This window comes from Hymenobacter sp. FMD4 (assembly GCF_058932745.1).
Genome location: NZ_JBZYWH010000001.1, coordinates 379,991 through 395,009 on the forward strand (window position 1 = coordinate 379,991; position 15,019 = coordinate 395,009).

The 15,019-nt window shown below is 57.3% G+C and carries 15 protein-coding genes; 2 read left to right on the forward strand and 13 right to left on the reverse strand.

The window, feature by feature from the left end; all coding sequences use genetic code 11:
• Positions 1–44: 44 nt before the first annotated feature.
• Positions 45–1,907 carry a Fe-S protein assembly chaperone HscA gene (gene hscA, locus AC5FXY_RS01605; RefSeq protein WP_493554884.1) on the forward strand — a complete coding sequence of 621 codons (1,863 nt, stop codon included), beginning with the start codon at positions 45–47 and terminating at the stop codon, positions 1,905–1,907.
• Between the two features lie 75 nt (positions 1,908–1,982).
• Here the strand turns inward: hscA and AC5FXY_RS01610 are convergent, their stop codons facing one another.
• A complete protein-coding gene (locus AC5FXY_RS01610; protein ID WP_493554885.1) occupies positions 1,983–2,582 on the reverse strand; it encodes a YdeI/OmpD-associated family protein in 600 nt (199 codons plus the stop codon).
• Between the two features lie 78 nt (positions 2,583–2,660).
• On the opposite strand from AC5FXY_RS01610, the gene AC5FXY_RS01615 reads away from it, so the two are divergent.
• Entirely contained in the window at positions 2,661–3,866 is a 1,206-nt protein-coding gene (locus AC5FXY_RS01615) for an anhydro-N-acetylmuramic acid kinase (RefSeq protein ID WP_493554886.1), read from the forward strand.
• Here the strand turns inward: AC5FXY_RS01615 and AC5FXY_RS01620 are convergent.
• The 12 genes from AC5FXY_RS01620 to map all read right to left on the reverse strand — a co-directional run bounded on the left by AC5FXY_RS01620 (position 3,863) and on the right by map (position 15,016).
• Positions 3,863–4,324, reverse strand: coding sequence for a hypothetical protein (locus AC5FXY_RS01620; RefSeq protein WP_493554887.1), 462 nt, complete (start codon positions 4,322–4,324; stop codon positions 3,863–3,865). The genes AC5FXY_RS01615 and AC5FXY_RS01620 overlap by 4 nt on opposite strands.
• A 122-nt stretch (positions 4,325–4,446) precedes the next feature.
• Positions 4,447–8,451 carry a CARDB domain-containing protein gene (locus tag AC5FXY_RS01625; RefSeq protein WP_493554888.1) on the reverse strand — a complete coding sequence of 1,335 codons (4,005 nt, stop codon included), beginning with the start codon at positions 8,449–8,451 and terminating at the stop codon, positions 4,447–4,449.
• A gap of 135 nt (positions 8,452–8,586) precedes the next feature.
• Positions 8,587–8,901 carry an FtsB family cell division protein gene (locus tag AC5FXY_RS01630; protein ID WP_493554889.1) on the reverse strand — a complete coding sequence of 105 codons (315 nt, stop codon included), beginning with the start codon at positions 8,899–8,901 and terminating at the stop codon, positions 8,587–8,589.
• Between the two features lie 150 nt (positions 8,902–9,051).
• On the reverse strand, positions 9,052–10,323 hold the full coding sequence (gene eno, locus AC5FXY_RS01635; protein WP_493554890.1) for a phosphopyruvate hydratase: 1,272 nt from the start codon (positions 10,321–10,323) through the stop codon (positions 9,052–9,054).
• A 184-nt stretch (positions 10,324–10,507) separates the two neighbouring features.
• On the reverse strand, positions 10,508–11,050 hold the full coding sequence (rplQ, locus tag AC5FXY_RS01640) for a 50S ribosomal protein L17 (protein WP_493554891.1): 543 nt from the start codon (positions 11,048–11,050) through the stop codon (positions 10,508–10,510).
• Positions 11,051–11,228: 178 nt separating this feature from the next.
• A complete protein-coding gene (locus AC5FXY_RS01645) occupies positions 11,229–12,218 on the reverse strand; it encodes a DNA-directed RNA polymerase subunit alpha (RefSeq protein WP_493554892.1) in 990 nt (329 codons plus the stop codon).
• A 99-nt stretch (positions 12,219–12,317) separates the two neighbouring features.
• Complete coding sequence (gene rpsD, locus AC5FXY_RS01650) at positions 12,318–12,923, reverse strand: 30S ribosomal protein S4 (RefSeq protein WP_493554893.1); 606 nt, start codon at positions 12,921–12,923, stop codon at positions 12,318–12,320.
• Positions 12,924–13,015: 92 nt separating this feature from the next.
• Positions 13,016–13,408, reverse strand: a complete 393-nt coding sequence (rpsK, locus tag AC5FXY_RS01655; protein WP_493554894.1) for a 30S ribosomal protein S11 — start codon at positions 13,406–13,408, stop codon at positions 13,016–13,018.
• Positions 13,409–13,487: 79 nt separating this feature from the next.
• Positions 13,488–13,865: a 30S ribosomal protein S13 gene (gene rpsM / locus AC5FXY_RS01660; protein ID WP_493554895.1), complete on the reverse strand. Its 378-nt coding sequence runs from the start codon at positions 13,863–13,865 to the stop codon at positions 13,488–13,490.
• Positions 13,866–13,888: 23 nt separating this feature from the next.
• Complete coding sequence (ykgO, locus tag AC5FXY_RS01665; protein WP_034256541.1) at positions 13,889–14,005, reverse strand: type B 50S ribosomal protein L36; 117 nt, start codon at positions 14,003–14,005, stop codon at positions 13,889–13,891.
• Between the two features lie 8 nt (positions 14,006–14,013).
• Complete coding sequence (gene infA, locus AC5FXY_RS01670) at positions 14,014–14,232, reverse strand: translation initiation factor IF-1 (RefSeq protein ID WP_059072189.1); 219 nt, start codon at positions 14,230–14,232, stop codon at positions 14,014–14,016.
• Positions 14,210–15,016, reverse strand: a complete 807-nt coding sequence (gene map, locus AC5FXY_RS01675; protein ID WP_493554896.1) for a type I methionyl aminopeptidase — start codon at positions 15,014–15,016, stop codon at positions 14,210–14,212. Before map ends, infA begins: the two co-directional genes overlap by 23 nt.
• Between the last annotated feature and the right edge of the window lie 3 nt (positions 15,017–15,019).

Genomic DNA, 15,019 nt, shown 5'->3' on the forward strand with positions numbered 1-15,019 from the left:
CCGGCGCACCAGCCCCAATTCCGGCTGGGTTCTGAGCACAAATTATGGCCAAAGTTTCCATCAACCTATCGACCGGCGCCCTCCAGCAGGAGGAAATTATCGTCGGCATCGACTTGGGTACGACCAATAGCCTCGTCGCCTATATCCACCCCGAGTCGCGCCAGCCACTGGCTATCAACGACCAGGGCCGCGGCACCATCGTGCCGTCGGTGGTGCACTTCCCTGCCGATGGCACGGCCCCCATCGTGGGCAACGACGCCAAGCAATACCTTGAAACCGAGCCGCAGAACACGATTTACTCGGTGAAGCGCCTGCTCGGCAAATCGTACCGCGACTTGGGCGGACACGCCGGCGACCTGGGCTATAAGGTAATCGACGACGACACCGAGGGCTTGGTAAAGATTCGCGTGGCCGACCGCTTTTACTCGCCCATCGAGTTGTCAGCCGAAATCCTGAAAGAATTGCGCGCCCGCGCCGAGCACGCCCTCAAAACGCCCGTCAACAAGGCCGTTATTACCGTGCCGGCGTACTTCAACGACTCGCAGCGCCAAGCCACCCGCGACGCCGGCCGCCTCGCTGGGCTGGAAGTGCTGCGCATCGTGAACGAGCCCACGGCCGCCGCCCTGGCTTACGGCATCGGCCTGAACCCCGAGGAGGAGAAAACTGTGGCCGTGTACGACCTCGGCGGTGGCACTTTTGATATCAGCATCCTGAGCCTGCACCAAGGCATTTTTGAGGTGCTCAGCACTAATGGCGATACTTACCTCGGCGGCGACGATTTCGACCGCGTGGTGGTAAACCATTGGGTACACCGCCACGAGCTGCAGAGTGCCGTGGCGGCTGATGCGCTGCTGAAGCAGCGCCTGCGCCTCATGGCCGAGCAAGCCAAGCGGCACCTGAGCCAAAACGACCATTTCGGCGCGGCCCTGAACGCCGACGTGAACCTGACGCTCACCCGCGCCGAGTTTGACCAGCTGATTCAGCCGCTGGTGGCCCGCACCATCGATTCCTGCCGCCGGGCCCTGGCCGATGCCAAACTCATGGCGGACAAACTCGACGCGGTGCTATTGGTGGGCGGCTCTACCCGCGTGCCGCTGGTGTTCGACAGTGTATCGGAATTCTTTGGCCAAACGGCCAATAATTCACTTAATCCCGACGAGGTAGTGGCCCTCGGCGCCGCCATTCAGGCCGACATCCTGGCCGGCAACCGCCGCGACATCCTGCTCCTCGACGTGACGCCGCTCACGTTGGGCATCGAAACCCTGGGCGGGCTGATGGACCCCATCATTCCGCGTAATTCCAAGATTCCGACCAAAGCCGGCCGCCAGTACACTACTTCCGTCGACGGGCAGGTGAACATGAAGATTTCGGTGTTTCAGGGCGAGCGGGACCTAGTGCGCGAAAACCGCAAGCTGGCCGAGTTTGATTTGCGCGGCATCCCAGCTATGCCCGCCGGCCTGCCCAAAATCGACGTCAATTTTATTCTCAATGCCGACGGCATTCTGAAAGTCGAAGCCATTGAGCTACGCTCGGGCACGCAGCAGAGCATCGAGGTAAAGCCCCAATACGGCCTTACCGACGAGCAAGTCGAGCAGATGCTCATGGACTCGCTCACCCACGCCAAGGACGACGTGGCGGCGCGCATGGTTATCGAGGCCCGTACCGCCGCCGAGCAGATGCTGTACCAGGTGGACCGCTTCGTGCACAACAACGGCCAGCACCTGACGGAAGAGGAAATCACGCAAACGCGCCAGAAAGCCGACAACCTGCGCGGCGTGCTCGGCTCCAACGATAAAGACGCCATTTACCGCGCCGTGGACGAGCTGGAGGAACTGACGCGGCCCTTCGCCGAGCGCATCATGCAAATCAGCATTAAGCAGGCCATGGCGGGCAAGAAGATTCTGTAGAATCACTTAACTGAGCACAGCGACCCTACAGTTCTCAACTGTGGGGCCGCTGTGTTTTTATCTAGCTGCCGACTGTCAGTTCTTCCGCGCCGGTGGGTAAAGCGCGCGATTCTGCTCGGCCAATTCCACCGCTTGTGCCACCCGTTTCTGCCGCGTTTCGGGCCGCTTGGCGCTGAGAAGCCATTGCAGAATCTGTTTTTTAGTCGATGGCGCGAAGGCCTTAAAGTTGCGCCGGGCGGTGTCGTTAGCCGCCAAGGCTTGTTGCAGGTCCGCTGGCACTTCCAGGTTCTCGGCAGAATCGATGGAGGACCACGAGCCATTGGCGCGGGCAATTTCAATGGAACGCAACCCCGCGGGCATCAGTAAGCCTTGAGCCTGCAACTCCTCTATGCGCTGCTTATTAACCTTCGACCATACGCTTTTGGGCTTGCGGGGCGTAAACACCTGCTTGTAGCGCGCTTCATCTACCACGTTTACCTTCGAGTCGATCCAGCCAAAGCACAACGCTTCTTCCACGGCCTCGGCATAGGATACGCTGGGCTGCCCGCTGCCTTTCTTGTAGTACACCAGCCAGATGCCTGCCGAAGTGGCGTGGTTGTCGGCCAGCCACTGCCGCCACTGCTGGCGGTCAGCAGCGTACACTTCTGGTAGGTCTGCAAGGGTAACTTTTGGCATAGCTAGGCACGTTTTGTTCGGCGCCAACTTACAACTCATCCTGCCACTTGCTGTTGTCCGGCGTCTTACTTTCGTAGCATGAACGCGCACCTCGCCCACCTCTGCCAAGTAGCCCAGCAGCCCAGCCGCCGCATTATCGGCCTTATGTCCGGCACTTCTTTGGATGGGCTTGATGTGGCTTTGTGCCGCATCGAAGGCAGTGGCCCGGGCACGCGGCTACAGTTGGAGCAGTTTGCTACCGTACCTTACGCCGATGAGGTGCGCACGCGCATCCGGCGAGTGTTTGCCCGGGAGCAGGTTTCCTTGGAAGAGCTGACTTTGCTCAACGCCTGGCTTGGAACGCTACACGGCCAATTGGTGCTGGAATGCCTGCAGAGCTGGGGCATCGAGCCCGTCAACATCGATGCCGTAGCCAGCCACGGTCAGACAATCTACCACGCTCCGCAGCACCAGCATCAGCGTCCCGAATACCCACATAATGCCACCCTTCAGCTCGGCGACGGCGACCATCTGGCCGTGCGCACGGGCATCGTCACGCTTAGCGACTTTCGCCAGAAGCACGTAGCAGCCGGCGGCGAAGGCGCCCCGCTGGCCGTGTATGGCGACTATCTGCTGTTCTCAAGCGCCGAAGAAAACCGCCTGCTGCTCAACCTCGGCGGCATTGCCAATTTCACTTACCTACCTGCGTCGCTGGACGCTGCAGCCGTCTTCAGCACTGATGTCGGCCCCGGCAACACGCTGCTTGATGCTTTTGTGCGCGAGTTTTATCCCGAGCACAGCTACGACCCCGATGGCCGGTTGGCAGCAGCTGGCACGCCCGATTCGGCCTTGCTGCAAGCTTTGCTAGACCACCCGTTCTTTGCTGCGCCGCTGCCCAAAACCACCGGCCCCGAGCTGTTCAACCCCGCGTACGTTCGCGTGGCCCAGCAGCGAAGCTCTACCACCAGCCTCTCCCCTGCCGATCTGCTGGCCACGCTCACTGAGTTGAGCGCCGAAGGCATCCTGCAGGCAGTGCGCCTGGCGTTTGGCCCCGAACCGCGGGCCGCGGTATACGCCAGCGGCGGCGGCATGCACAATCCCACGCTCATGCAGGCCATTCGGCAACGCTTGCCCCACTGCCGCTTCGCCGATACGCAGGCTCTGGGAGTAGCTCCCGATGCGAAGGAAGCCGTGCTGTTTGCGGTACTAGCCAACGAGGCGCTGGCCGGTTCGGCGGTAGCCATGGGCACTGGCCGGCAACGCGTACCGGCCGTGCACATGGGGAAGATCAGCCTGCCCGGTTAGGGTTTGGCAGCCGATTTAGGCAACGGTAGCACCATTACGTTGAGCACTTGCCGCGCGGCTTCGTTTTTAAATGATACATCGAGCTGTACACTGGGTACGCGCTGGAGTGTGTCGCTGCGAAACATGAAGGTGTAGAATAGGTGTGAGTCGTCGGCATCGCCGATGCGCACGCCCAGCTTGTATAGGTCGATGACAGCACCGCGGGCCTTGCCCTGCTTGTACACCGGTTCCACCTTGGCCCGGAACTGCTGCGGGGTCATTTGCTGCCGGGCCTCGGGGCTCAGGTGCTTGTAAGCATCATTATACTGCCCCGCCAATACTGACAGCCAGAATTGCCGAGCCACCTGCACCTGCGTAGGAGCATCGGCGGCCAAAGCAATGGTGCTCAGCAGCAGCAGTCCTACCACACTTATGCGGCAACCCACGGCGCCCAGGCGCTTGAAAAAGGATAGATGCATAACGTGCTTAACGCAAAACCAAGCCAAACTACTCCCCGCCTTCAATAAGAAGCGGCACCAGTTGCGGAAGTTTTCCGCAACTGGTGCCGCTCATAACCTTTGGCCTGTAGGACCGATCAGGCTTACTCTACTACGATGCGCCGCGTTACGTTCACACCCTTGCCTACAGCCCGCAGGGTGTAGACGCCGGTGCTCAACGTGCCCGTGTTGAACGTGGCCGTGGCCGAGGTGCTGCGCAGGCTCAGGCCCTGCTGGCTTACCTTCTGTCCCAGGCTGTTGTAGAGGGTCAGCTCCACCGCGCTGTTTACACCGGCACCGTCAAACTGTACGGCCACTGTGCCGGAGCTGGTGGGGTTGGGGAACACGCTGATGGCGTAGCCACCAGCTTGCTCGCGCACCGGCAGCAGACGGTCTACTACCAGTACTGTGCTAGCCACGTTGTTCATTTCATTGGTTTCGCTCACCTGGTTCAGGCGGTCCGCCACAAAGATGACGTAGTAAGTGCCCAGCGGCGTGCTGGCCGGAATGGTTAGGTTGCTCATCATCCGCGTGGCGGCGAAGCCGCTAGGCATGATGCTGACGTTGCTGCTACCCAGCAACACATCGTTTGCGCTCCAGGTATTGTCCGTCGACAAGTACACGCCGAGGCTGTGGGCAGCGGCTGCACCGTTGCCGATATTCTGCTGGAAGCAGCTGGCGCTGATGGTCCCACCAGCGGCGGCTGGCGAGGTGAACACCGCCGGCTGCGATACCGTCAAGTCGGCGCTGGCCGCGTTAATGGTCAGCGGAGTGGCATAGACGCTTACGTTGTTGTTCTCGTTGGTTTCGCTAACCGCGTTTAACGGGTCAGCCACTACCAGCAGATAGTAAGTACCTGCCGGCACCGTAGTGGGCACGATATACGAACCACCGCGGGTGGCTTGCTGATTGGCCGACAAGGCACCGCCAGCGCTGTTAGCCAGCAGAATATCGTTGGCGTCGAGCGTATTGTTCGTGGAGAGGTAGAACCCAACGGCGCTGCTGCTGGCGTCGCTGGTTCCTTGGTTGCGGATCGTAGCTCCCAGCGTCACGTTGCCACCGGCGTTCAGCGTAGTGGCCGATACGGTCGCTTGCGTGATTATTAGGTCGGCATTACTGCTGCCCGTCACGCAGGTAACAGTGCCTTCGAAACCGGGCGCCGCAATGATGTTGTCACTGGTAAATACCAGTGTGAGGGCACCAGCAGTGTTGGTAGCGGTCAGAACCATGCCATTGCCCATGGTACCGGTGTAGGTACCTAGCAGGTTGGAGTTGGAAGTGGTACCGTCGTACACGCGCAGGTAATCGTACCCCGACTCAGTGACAAAGGAAGTAAGCGTCAAACGGACTCTGCCTCCTGCGGTGCCCGGCAGAATGGTCAGGCTACCGTTCGATGAGTTGGAGTAATCGTCCGTGCCGCCGTTGTCGTACACGGTGGTGCCACACGTAGTGATTGTAGCGTTGCCCGAGAAGGGAACTACTGTGCCGTTGAACGGGGCCGTAACCGTCAGCGGCAACGACATTACGTTGTTGTTTTCGTTGGTTTCCGCCACCACGTTTTGCGGGTCGGCCACGAAGAGCACGTGGTAGCTGCCGGGCGTTGTGCTAGCCGGGATGGTCAGGCTGGCCGTGCGGCCCTGGTAGTCACCCGCCGATAGAAATCCGCCCGCAGAAGTGGTCAGCAGCACGTCGCTGCTATTCCACACGTTGTCGGCCGAGAGATAGTACCCAACGGTGCTGCTGCTGGCGCTGGTGGTACCACTGTTCATTATGGTAGCCCCGGCGCTCAGCATTCCGCCAGCGGCCGACGTGGTCCGGTTCAGGTACGGCTGTTGCGTCTGCAAGTCTATACCAGGAGCCAGCACGCTAAAGGCCAATGCTGTTACGTTGTTGTTTTCGTTGGTTTCGCTCACCACATTCAAGTGGTCAGCCACAAACAGCATATAGTAAGCACCCGGAGCAGTGTTGGCCGGAATGGTCACATAACCCGAACGCGTCGACCATTGCCCGCTGCTGAGCATGCCGCCGGTTGATTGCCCCAGCAATTGGTCGTTTGCATCCAGCGTTTGGTTGGCAGAGAGGTAGTACCCCACCGACGAAGAAGTTGCCGGCGTGTTACCCTGATTGTAGATGTAGCTGTACGTAGAAACAGCGGCCCCCGGCACGGGGTTGTAAGGACTCATGCTCGGCTGTTGCACCATCAGGTCCACGCTTGGGTTCAGGACCTGCAAGGTTTGGTAGCTGATGTTGTTCTGCTCGTTTGACTCGTTTACCGCGTTTTGGTAGTCGGCTACGAACAGAATGTAGTAAGTGCCCGGCGTTATGCTGGTCGGAAGCACCAGGTTCGCGTAACCCGACGCGTAGTACCCGGCTGATATGCTCCCGTTGGCGTACTGGCTCAGCAACACGTCCGAAGCGTCCAGGGTAATATTAGTAGAGAGGTAATAACCCGTGCTCGACGCGGCCGCAGGGGCGTTGCCTTGGTTGTACACGTAGTTGGAAGCTGCCACTGTTCCCCCGGCTACGGTGCTGCCAGGGCTGAGATAAGCCTGCTGAATCACCAGGTCCACTGTGGGTGGTACCACAGTCAGTGTGCGGCTGGCCACGTTGTTGTTTTCATTGATTTCCGTTACCTGGTTTTGCGGGTCGGCCACAAACAGCAAGTAGTAGGAACCGGCTGCCACGCTAGCCGGCAGCACCACGGTGGTGCTGCGGTAGCTGCTCGTATTTGCCGCCAGAGCGCCACCCGGTACGCCTCCCAGCACCTGATCATTGGCATCGAACGTAGCGTCGGCCGACAGATAGATACCCAGCGTGCTGCTGTTGGCCATGGTGTTGCCTTGGTTAAAGACATAGGCATTCACCGACATCGAAGTGCCAGGCGAGGCCGTCGTTGGGCTGAAAGCCTGCTGTATTACCAGATCCACGCTGGGCGCCGATACCGTAATGGCTACGCTCGCCACGTTGTTGTTTTCGTTGGTTTCGCTGACCACGTTCTGGTAGTCGGCCACGAACAGCACGTAGTAGGTGCCCGGCGTCACGTTGGCTGGGATGTTGGTTGTAGCGTAGCGGCTCGACCCGTAAGGAGGCGACAAAGCGCTGCCAAAGGTCGAGGTCAGCAGCTGATCGTTCGTGTCCAGCGTCTGATTCGACGATAAGTAGTAGCCCACGCTGCTGCTGCTGGCCATTGTGGTACCTTGGTTCACAATGTTGCACGAGAAGTTTACCACGTTGCCAGGGGCCGTGTTGATCGGCTGAGCTACGGCTCCTTGGATAACCAGGTCAACACCAGGCGGTATCACTGTCAGGGCTGCTGCGGCCACGTTGTTCTGCTCGTTCGACTCGCTGACCACGTTCTGGTGGTCGGCCACAAACAACACAAAGTAGTTGCCTGCTGCAGTGCTGGCGGGAATGTTCAGGTTTGCGTAGCGAGTGCTGCTGCTCGGGCCAAACATCGACCCGCCTGATGTGCTCGTCAGCAGCAAATCATTAGTGTCCAACGTGTTGTCGGCCGAGAGGTAGTAGCCGATGGAGCTACTGCTGGCCGTAGTCGTGGAAGTATTAACGATGGTGCTGTTGACTGATAGGCTCCCACCCGCTACCGTCGCCTGTGGCGACAAGAACGGTGACTGAATGAGCAGATCGGGCAGGGGCGCGCCCGCTACGCAGCTGATAGTAGCCGCGAAGCCAGCGTAGTTGTCCACACCGTCGCTGGTGAGCTTCAGCGTGAGGCTCCCGCTAGCATTGGTAGCTGTTACGGTCCCCGGTAAGGTGGTGCCGTCGTAGACTCCTAGCACCGGCGACGATGTGCTGGCCCCGTCGTAGATGGTAAGCCGGTCGTAATACGACTCCGTAGCAAACGATGTGAATTGCAGCCGTACGCGGCTCCCCGTGGTGGCCGGCGTGATGGTGGTAGCTCCACTCGCGTTGAAAGAGTAATTGCCGGTTGGTCCGCCGTCGTCGTATACCGTGCCGGCGCAGGTAGTTACCGTGTTGGAACCAGTAACGGGCAATTGATAAGTCTGAGCTCCCGCGCTTCCAATGGTCAGCAGCAGCAGACTGATACACTGCCACCACGGTGACAGCAACCGAACGTATCGGTTTTTCATACGGTAAGGTGAAATATGAAGAGTAGTTTCGGAGGCAAGCTAATTTGCCTTGAAAAAGGCATAAAAAAAGCGCAGGCTTATTTGCGCGCTCTAAATTACATCCAAGTGGATGCCACTAAATGCAAACATCTGATTTTATTCCTCTTCTTCAGGAACTAAGACGAATACATCTTCGCCGGGCCGTTTCATAACGTACTTCTCCCGAGCAAACTTCTCAAGCATTTCTGGGCTGCTGAGCAGTTCGGCGCGGTCTTTCTTTACTTCCGCAATCTTGCCGGTGTAGTAATCCTTCTGCACCTGCAGCTCGCGCCACTTGTCGTACATCTCGTACTGCTTTACCAAGTCATTGGCATCAAAAAGCAGCATCCACATCAGGAAGGCAAACCCTGTTAGGAAGTAAAAACTCCGCAGGAAGCGTGGAACGCGAGCAAGTAGGTCCGGGAAACGCATATTCCAAAGTTAGTCGCAGATCAGGCTGGTTCCATCGGCATTGCGCATAATTTACTACTGGCTTATCTCTGCTCGTCGTTTAAAAGCAAAAGCGCTGCGGCTCTTGTGAGCCGCAGCGCCTCGCCTCCAAATGCCCGGAGGTCAAATGTATTACATGTTGCGCCCCGGGTAGTAAGCTACTTCGCCCAGTTCCTCCTCAATGCGGAGCAGCTGGTTGTACTTAGCCATCCGGTCCGAACGCGACATCGAGCCCGTCTTGATTTGGCCCGTGTTCAGCGCCACAGCCAGGTCGGCGATGGTGTTGTCTTCCGTCTCCCCTGAGCGGTGCGACATTACGCTCTTGTACTGGTGACGGCGACCCAGGTTGATGGCATCGATGGTTTCAGTAAGCGAGCCAATCTGGTTTACCTTAATCAGGATGGCATTGGCCACGCCTTTCTCGATGCCTTCCTGCAAGCGCTTCACGTTGGTCACAAACAGGTCGTCGCCAACCAACTGCACTTTGCTGCCGACTTCGTCGGTCAGCTGCTTCCAGCCGCTCCAGTCATCTTCGTCCAAGCCATCTTCGATGCTGATTATGGGGTACTTCCGGGTCCAATCGGCCCAGTAGCTCGCCATTTCGCTTGATGTCAGCTTGTCGCCGCTGCTCTTCTTGAAGTGATAATGACCATCGGAGTAAAACTCCGATGCCGCCGCATCCAACGCAATCATTACGTCGTCGCCGGGCTTGTAGCCAGCAGCCTCAATGGCCTGCAGCACTACTTCGATAGCCGCTTCGTTTGACTCAATGTTCGGCGCGAAACCGCCTTCATCGCCCACGTTTGTGCTTAGGCCTTTTTTCTTCAGCACCGCCTTCAAGTGGTGGAAGATTTCCGAACCCCAGCGCATGGCTTCTGAAAATGACTCTGCCCCTACCGGCATGATCATGAATTCCTGGAAGTCGATGCTGTTGTCGGCGTGCGAACCGCCGTTCAGGATGTTCATCATTGGCACCGGCAGCGTAGAGGCGTTTACACCACCAACGTAGCGGTACAGCGGCATGCCAGCTTCTTGTGCGGCTGCGCGCGCAATGGCCAAGGAAACGCCTAGAATAGCGTTGGCCCCGAGATTAGCTTTGTTGTGCGTGCCATCCAGTTCAAGCATGATTTTATCGAGCAGGCTCTGCTCAAATACCGAGAAGCCTACCAGCTCTTCGGCAATCTTGCTGTTTACATTCTCCACGGCTCTGAGCACACCTTTGCCCATGTAACGGCCCTTATCGTCGTCGCGCAATTCCACGGCTTCGTGTTTGCCCGTCGAAGCGCCCGAAGGCACGGCGGCGCGGCCTACTACTCCGTTATCGGTGGTTACGTCTACTTCCACAGTGGGATTGCCACGCGAGTCAAAGATTTGTCGGGCGTTGATGGCGGCGATTATGCTCATAGCTGAATGAGTGAGAAAGGTGAAACAGGCGCTTCCGCCCGTCAATGGTTGTCGTCAATACCGGTTAATCAGACCGGCCTCGGCCGCAAAGAAACACAAGTGCTACTTAACCGCCTAAAAAGACAAAAGGACGAACCCAGTTTGGATTCGTCCTTTTGCGTTATCGTAGCAGGCTACGTTGCACTTACGAAGCAGTTTCTTCCGTCGAAGCAGCATCAGCGGACGGAGCTTCAGGAGCTTCCGTAGCCGGTGCGGCGGCCTCAGCAGCCGGAGCGGCAGCAGCACCTTCAGCCTTCTTACCACCGCGGCGCGAACGACGGGTCGTCGTCTTAGCAGCGCCAGCATTTTTGGCTTCTAGCAGTACCTCGTTGTAATCTACCAGTTCGATTACGCACATATCAGCGTTGTCACCGGCACGGCCGGCGCTCAGCTTGATGATGCGGGTGTAACCACCAGGGCGGTTGGCAATTTTGCCAGCTACTTCGCCGTACAGCTCCTTGATAGCCTCTTTGTTTTGCAACTCCGAAAATACCAAGCGACGCGAGTGCGTCGTGTCGTCCTTCGAACGGGTCAGGATTGGCTCTACGTACTTACGCAGTTCCTTAGCCTTAGCCGTTGTCGTCGTCAGACGCTTGTGCATGATCAGCGAAATGGCCATGTTCGACAGCATTGCGCTGCGGTGGGCGGTAGTCCGGCCCAGGTGATTGTCTTTTTTACCGTGTCTCATCGGACAAGAAAGAAATGAATGTGATGTGCTTGCGGGCGGCGACCACGGCGGGCCAAGGCCTCATTTGAACCGCCGCCCCTAGGGCACACTAGAAAGGAAAAGTGAAAAAGGAGATGGCCAAACCACCCGCGCCTGTAGTTGAGTTCAACCGTCGGGCAGGTAGTTTGACCATTTAATATTAGTCTTCTTCGAGGCGGAACTTCGCCACGTCCATGCCGAAGTGAAGACCTTTTTCTTCTACCAGGTTCTCCAGCTCCGTCAACGACTTCTTACCGAAGTTGCGGAACTTCATCATGTCGGCCAAGTCCAGCTGCACCAGGTCGCCGAGTGTTTTGATGTCGGCAGCCTTGAGGCAGTTGTAAGCACGTACCGACAGATCCATGTCCTGCAGCGGGGTCTTGAGGACCTTACGCATGTGCAACGTCTCTTCGTCCACGCTGGTTTCCTCTTCGGCTTTTGCCGTCTCGAAGGTCATCGTGTTGTCAGAGAACAACATGAAGTGTTGGATCAGGATATTGGCGGCACCTTTCAGCGCATCTTCCGGATGAATCGAGCCGTCCGTGTGGATTTCCAGCAACAACCGCTCGTAGTCGGTCTTCTGCTCCACGCGGGTGTTTTCGATGCTGTACTTCACGTTCTTAATGGGCGTGAAGATGGCGTCGATGGCAATCTGACCGAAGATTTGGTCAGTGGGCTTGTTCTCTTCGGCGGGTACGTAGCCGCGGCCCTTCTGAACCGTAAATTCGAACTCCAGCGAGGTGCTCGGGTCAATGTTGCAAATCACCAAGTCCGGGTTCAGCACTTCAAAGCCGTTAGTGAACTTGTTGATTTCACCGGCTGTGAAGGCTTCTTGGCCGCTGATGCGAACCGTGATTTTGTCTTCGATAACATCGTTGATCTTCTTGAACCGAACTTGCTTCAGGTTCAAGATGATTTCCGACATGTCCTCGATAACGCCTTCGATGGTCTGGAACTCGTGCAGCACGTTGCTCGTGCGGACCGAGGTAATCGCGTACCCCTCGAGCGACGACAGCAGGATACGCCGCAGCGCGTTACCAATCGTCACGCCGTAACCCTTCTCCAGCGGTTTAAACTCAAACGTTCCGTAGAAATCGTCGGATTTCTCCATTACGACCTTCTCCGGCATTTGAAAAGCGAGAATTGACATAGATGCGGATGTAAGGGATGTTGTAGGAAGGAAGAAACCAATGCAGGAGCCGGCCCTGCCCAAGAAAGCTCTCGGGCAGCAACCGGCTCACTGTCAGGATTACTTCGAATACAGTTCGACGATCAGCTGCTCCTCGATTTTCTCGGGGATCTGGTCGCGCTGCGGCGTAGAGATAACCTTACCGGCCAACTCCTTGCCGTCCCACTCGAGCCAGCCGAACTGACGTGCGTTGCGCACGGCCAGGCTGTTCACGATGGCTTCCAGCGACTTCGACTTTTCACGCACGGCTACGATAGCACCGGGCTTCACGTGGAACGAAGGAATGTTTACTACTTCGCCATCTACCGTGATGTGCTTGTGCGATACCAGCTGACGGGCAGCGCGGCGCGTCGGAGCAATGCCCAGACGATATACCACGTTGTCCAGACGCGTCTCGAGGAAAGCCAGCAGGTTTTCACCGGTAATACCCGGTACGCGGGCGGCTTTGTCGAAGAGGTTAGCGAACTGCTTTTCCAGTACCCCGTAGAGGTACTTCACTTTTTGCTTCTCCATCAGCTGCACAGCGTATTCCGACTGCTTCTTGCGGCGGCCGCGGCCGTGCTGGCCCGGAGGATATGCTTTTTTGGTAAGTGCCTTGCTCGGGCCGAAAATGGCTTCCCCGAAGCGACGGGCAACTTTGGTTTTAGGGCCGGTATAACGTGCCATTCTAAAGAGGTGATTTTTCTGAAAAGAAAAGGAAACTGCCTGGCTTCGGTAGCTCCCTCACGGGGCGGTAGAAGCCACGCGTCTGCCGTTACTCAGACGCGGCGACGTTTGGGCGGACGGCAGCCGTTGTGCGGCAGCGGCGTCACGTCGCGGATGGTCGTCACCTCAATGCCCATGTTCTGGAACGCCCGGATAGCCGACTCACGGCCAGCGCCCGGACCTTTCACGAACACCTCGCACTTACGCATGCCGAGGTCATAGGCTACTTTGCCACAGTCTTGTGCTGCGGTTTGGGCGGCGTAGGGCGTGTTCTTCTTAGAACCACGGAAACCCATTTTGCCGGCCGAAGCCCACGAAATCACCTGGCCGTTGTTGTTCGTTACCGAGATGATGATGTTGTTGAACGAAGCCTTGATGTGCACCTGACCGGTTGCTTCAACCTGGACGACGCGCTTCTTAGCTTTGTCTTTTCTCTTTTGTGCCATTTGGTTATCGCAAAAAAGGCGAGAGGTGTTGGCGGCAGTTGGAAAGTCATGAAGGCCCGCCGCCGATTCCCGCTATGATTTATTTCGTAGCCTTCTTTTTGCCGGCAACGGTCTTCCGTTTGCCTTTGCGGGTGCGCGAGTTGTTCTTGGTGCGCTGACCCCGAACCGGCAGCCCTTTGCGGTGACGGAGGCCACGGTACGAACCGATGTCCATCAGACGCTTAATGTTGAGCTGAACTTCCGAGCGCAACACACCCTCAGTTTTGTACCCCGCTGCAATAACGCTACGGATTTCACCCGACTCGGCATCCGTCCACTCGCTCACCTTTTTATTCAGGTCTACACCTGCTTTAGTGAGGATGGCTTGAGCCGACGAGCGGCCAATACCGAAGATATAGGTGAGGGCGATTTCGCCGCGCTTTTTGTCCGGGATGTCTACCCCTGCAATACGTGCCATGTTCTTCCTATTGCTTGTGTTGCTTAACCCTGACGCTGCTTGTAGCGGGGGTTCTTCTTGTTGATCACGTAAAGCTTCCCTTTACGGCGGATCACTTTGCAGTCGGCGCTGCGCTTTTTAACCGATGCTTTGACTTTCATGTCCGGGGTTATTTGTAACGGTAAACGATTCGGCCCTTCGACAAATCGTAGGGAGACATTTCGAGCTTCACCTTATCGCCGGGCAGAATCTTGATGTAGTGCATGCGCATCTTACCAGAGATGTGCGCAATTACCTGGTGCCCGTTTTCCAGTTCCACCCGGAACATGGCGTTCGACAAGGCTTCCAGGATGGTACCGTCCTGCTCAATCGATGACTGTTTGGCCATAAGGCTGCGAGGTCTGCTGTAACGCTTTTTCTATGTAGGCGAAAGAAGTTAAAATCTCCGCTTTGTTCTGGCGAACCACCACGGTATGCTCGAAGTGCGCCGAGGGTTGCCGATCTTTGGTCCGGATCGTCCAGCCGTCCTTCTCCTGCACCACAAACTTGGTTCCTAGATTCACCATCGGTTCGATGGCCATAACCAAGCCGCTCTGCAGTTTCAGACCAGATCCACGCTTGCCGTAGTTTGGCACTTCGGGCTTTTCGTGCAGGCTCTTACCGATGCCGTGCCCAACAAGTTCCCGAACCACTGAATATCCACGCTTTTCCACGTAGCTCTGGATGGCGTAGCCAACGTCACCCATACGGTTGCCAGCTACTGCCTGCTCAATACCCTCATACAAGGATTGCTTGGTGGCTTCGAGCAAGGCCGTTACTTCCGGTTTCACCTCCCCTACCGGGTAGGTGTAGGCGCTGTCACTGTGGTAGCCGTTCAGCTTAACGCCGCAGTCTACCGAAATGACGTCGCCACTTTTCAATACATGGTTGCCGGGAAACCCGTGCACCACCACCGAATTAGGCGAGATGCACAGGCTATACTGGAACCCGTTGTAACCTTTGAAAGAAGGTACTCCGCCGTGGTCCCGAATGAATTCCTCAGCGCGCTTATCCAGTTCGCCAGTAGTTATTCCTTCGCGGATCATGGCCGCAACTTCCCCATGGGCACGAGCCAGCACCTCGGCGCTGGCTCGAATCAATTCAATTTCTTCTTCGGTCTTGTATAGGATCATGGC

Excerpts from the sequence above, each read along its gene's own strand:
- hscA (WP_493554884.1), top strand. The coding sequence starts at position 45 with ATGGCCAAAGTTTCCATCAACCTATCGACCGGCGCCCTCCAGCAGGAG.
- AC5FXY_RS01610 (WP_493554885.1), bottom strand. The coding sequence starts at position 2,582 with ATGCCAAAAGTTACCCTTGCAGACCTACCAGAAGTGTACGCTGCTGAC.
- AC5FXY_RS01615 (WP_493554886.1), top strand. The coding sequence starts at position 2,661 with ATGAACGCGCACCTCGCCCACCTCTGCCAAGTAGCCCAGCAGCCCAGC.
- AC5FXY_RS01620 (WP_493554887.1), bottom strand. The coding sequence starts at position 4,324 with ATGCATCTATCCTTTTTCAAGCGCCTGGGCGCCGTGGGTTGCCGCATA.
- AC5FXY_RS01625 (WP_493554888.1), bottom strand. The coding sequence starts at position 8,451 with ATGAAAAACCGATACGTTCGGTTGCTGTCACCGTGGTGGCAGTGTATC.
- AC5FXY_RS01630 (WP_493554889.1), bottom strand. The coding sequence starts at position 8,901 with ATGCGTTTCCCGGACCTACTTGCTCGCGTTCCACGCTTCCTGCGGAGT.
- eno (WP_493554890.1), bottom strand. The coding sequence starts at position 10,323 with ATGAGCATAATCGCCGCCATCAACGCCCGACAAATCTTTGACTCGCGT.
- rplQ (WP_493554891.1), bottom strand. The coding sequence starts at position 11,050 with ATGAGACACGGTAAAAAAGACAATCACCTGGGCCGGACTACCGCCCAC.
- AC5FXY_RS01645 (WP_493554892.1), bottom strand. The coding sequence starts at position 12,218 with ATGTCAATTCTCGCTTTTCAAATGCCGGAGAAGGTCGTAATGGAGAAA.
- rpsD (WP_493554893.1), bottom strand. The coding sequence starts at position 12,923 with ATGGCACGTTATACCGGCCCTAAAACCAAAGTTGCCCGTCGCTTCGGG.
- rpsK (WP_493554894.1), bottom strand. The coding sequence starts at position 13,408 with ATGGCACAAAAGAGAAAAGACAAAGCTAAGAAGCGCGTCGTCCAGGTT.
- rpsM (WP_493554895.1), bottom strand. The coding sequence starts at position 13,865 with ATGGCACGTATTGCAGGGGTAGACATCCCGGACAAAAAGCGCGGCGAA.
- ykgO (WP_034256541.1), bottom strand. The coding sequence starts at position 14,005 with ATGAAAGTCAAAGCATCGGTTAAAAAGCGCAGCGCCGACTGCAAAGTG.
- infA (WP_059072189.1), bottom strand. The coding sequence starts at position 14,232 with ATGGCCAAACAGTCATCGATTGAGCAGGACGGTACCATCCTGGAAGCC.
- map (WP_493554896.1), bottom strand. The coding sequence starts at position 15,016 with ATGATCCTATACAAGACCGAAGAAGAAATTGAATTGATTCGAGCCAGC.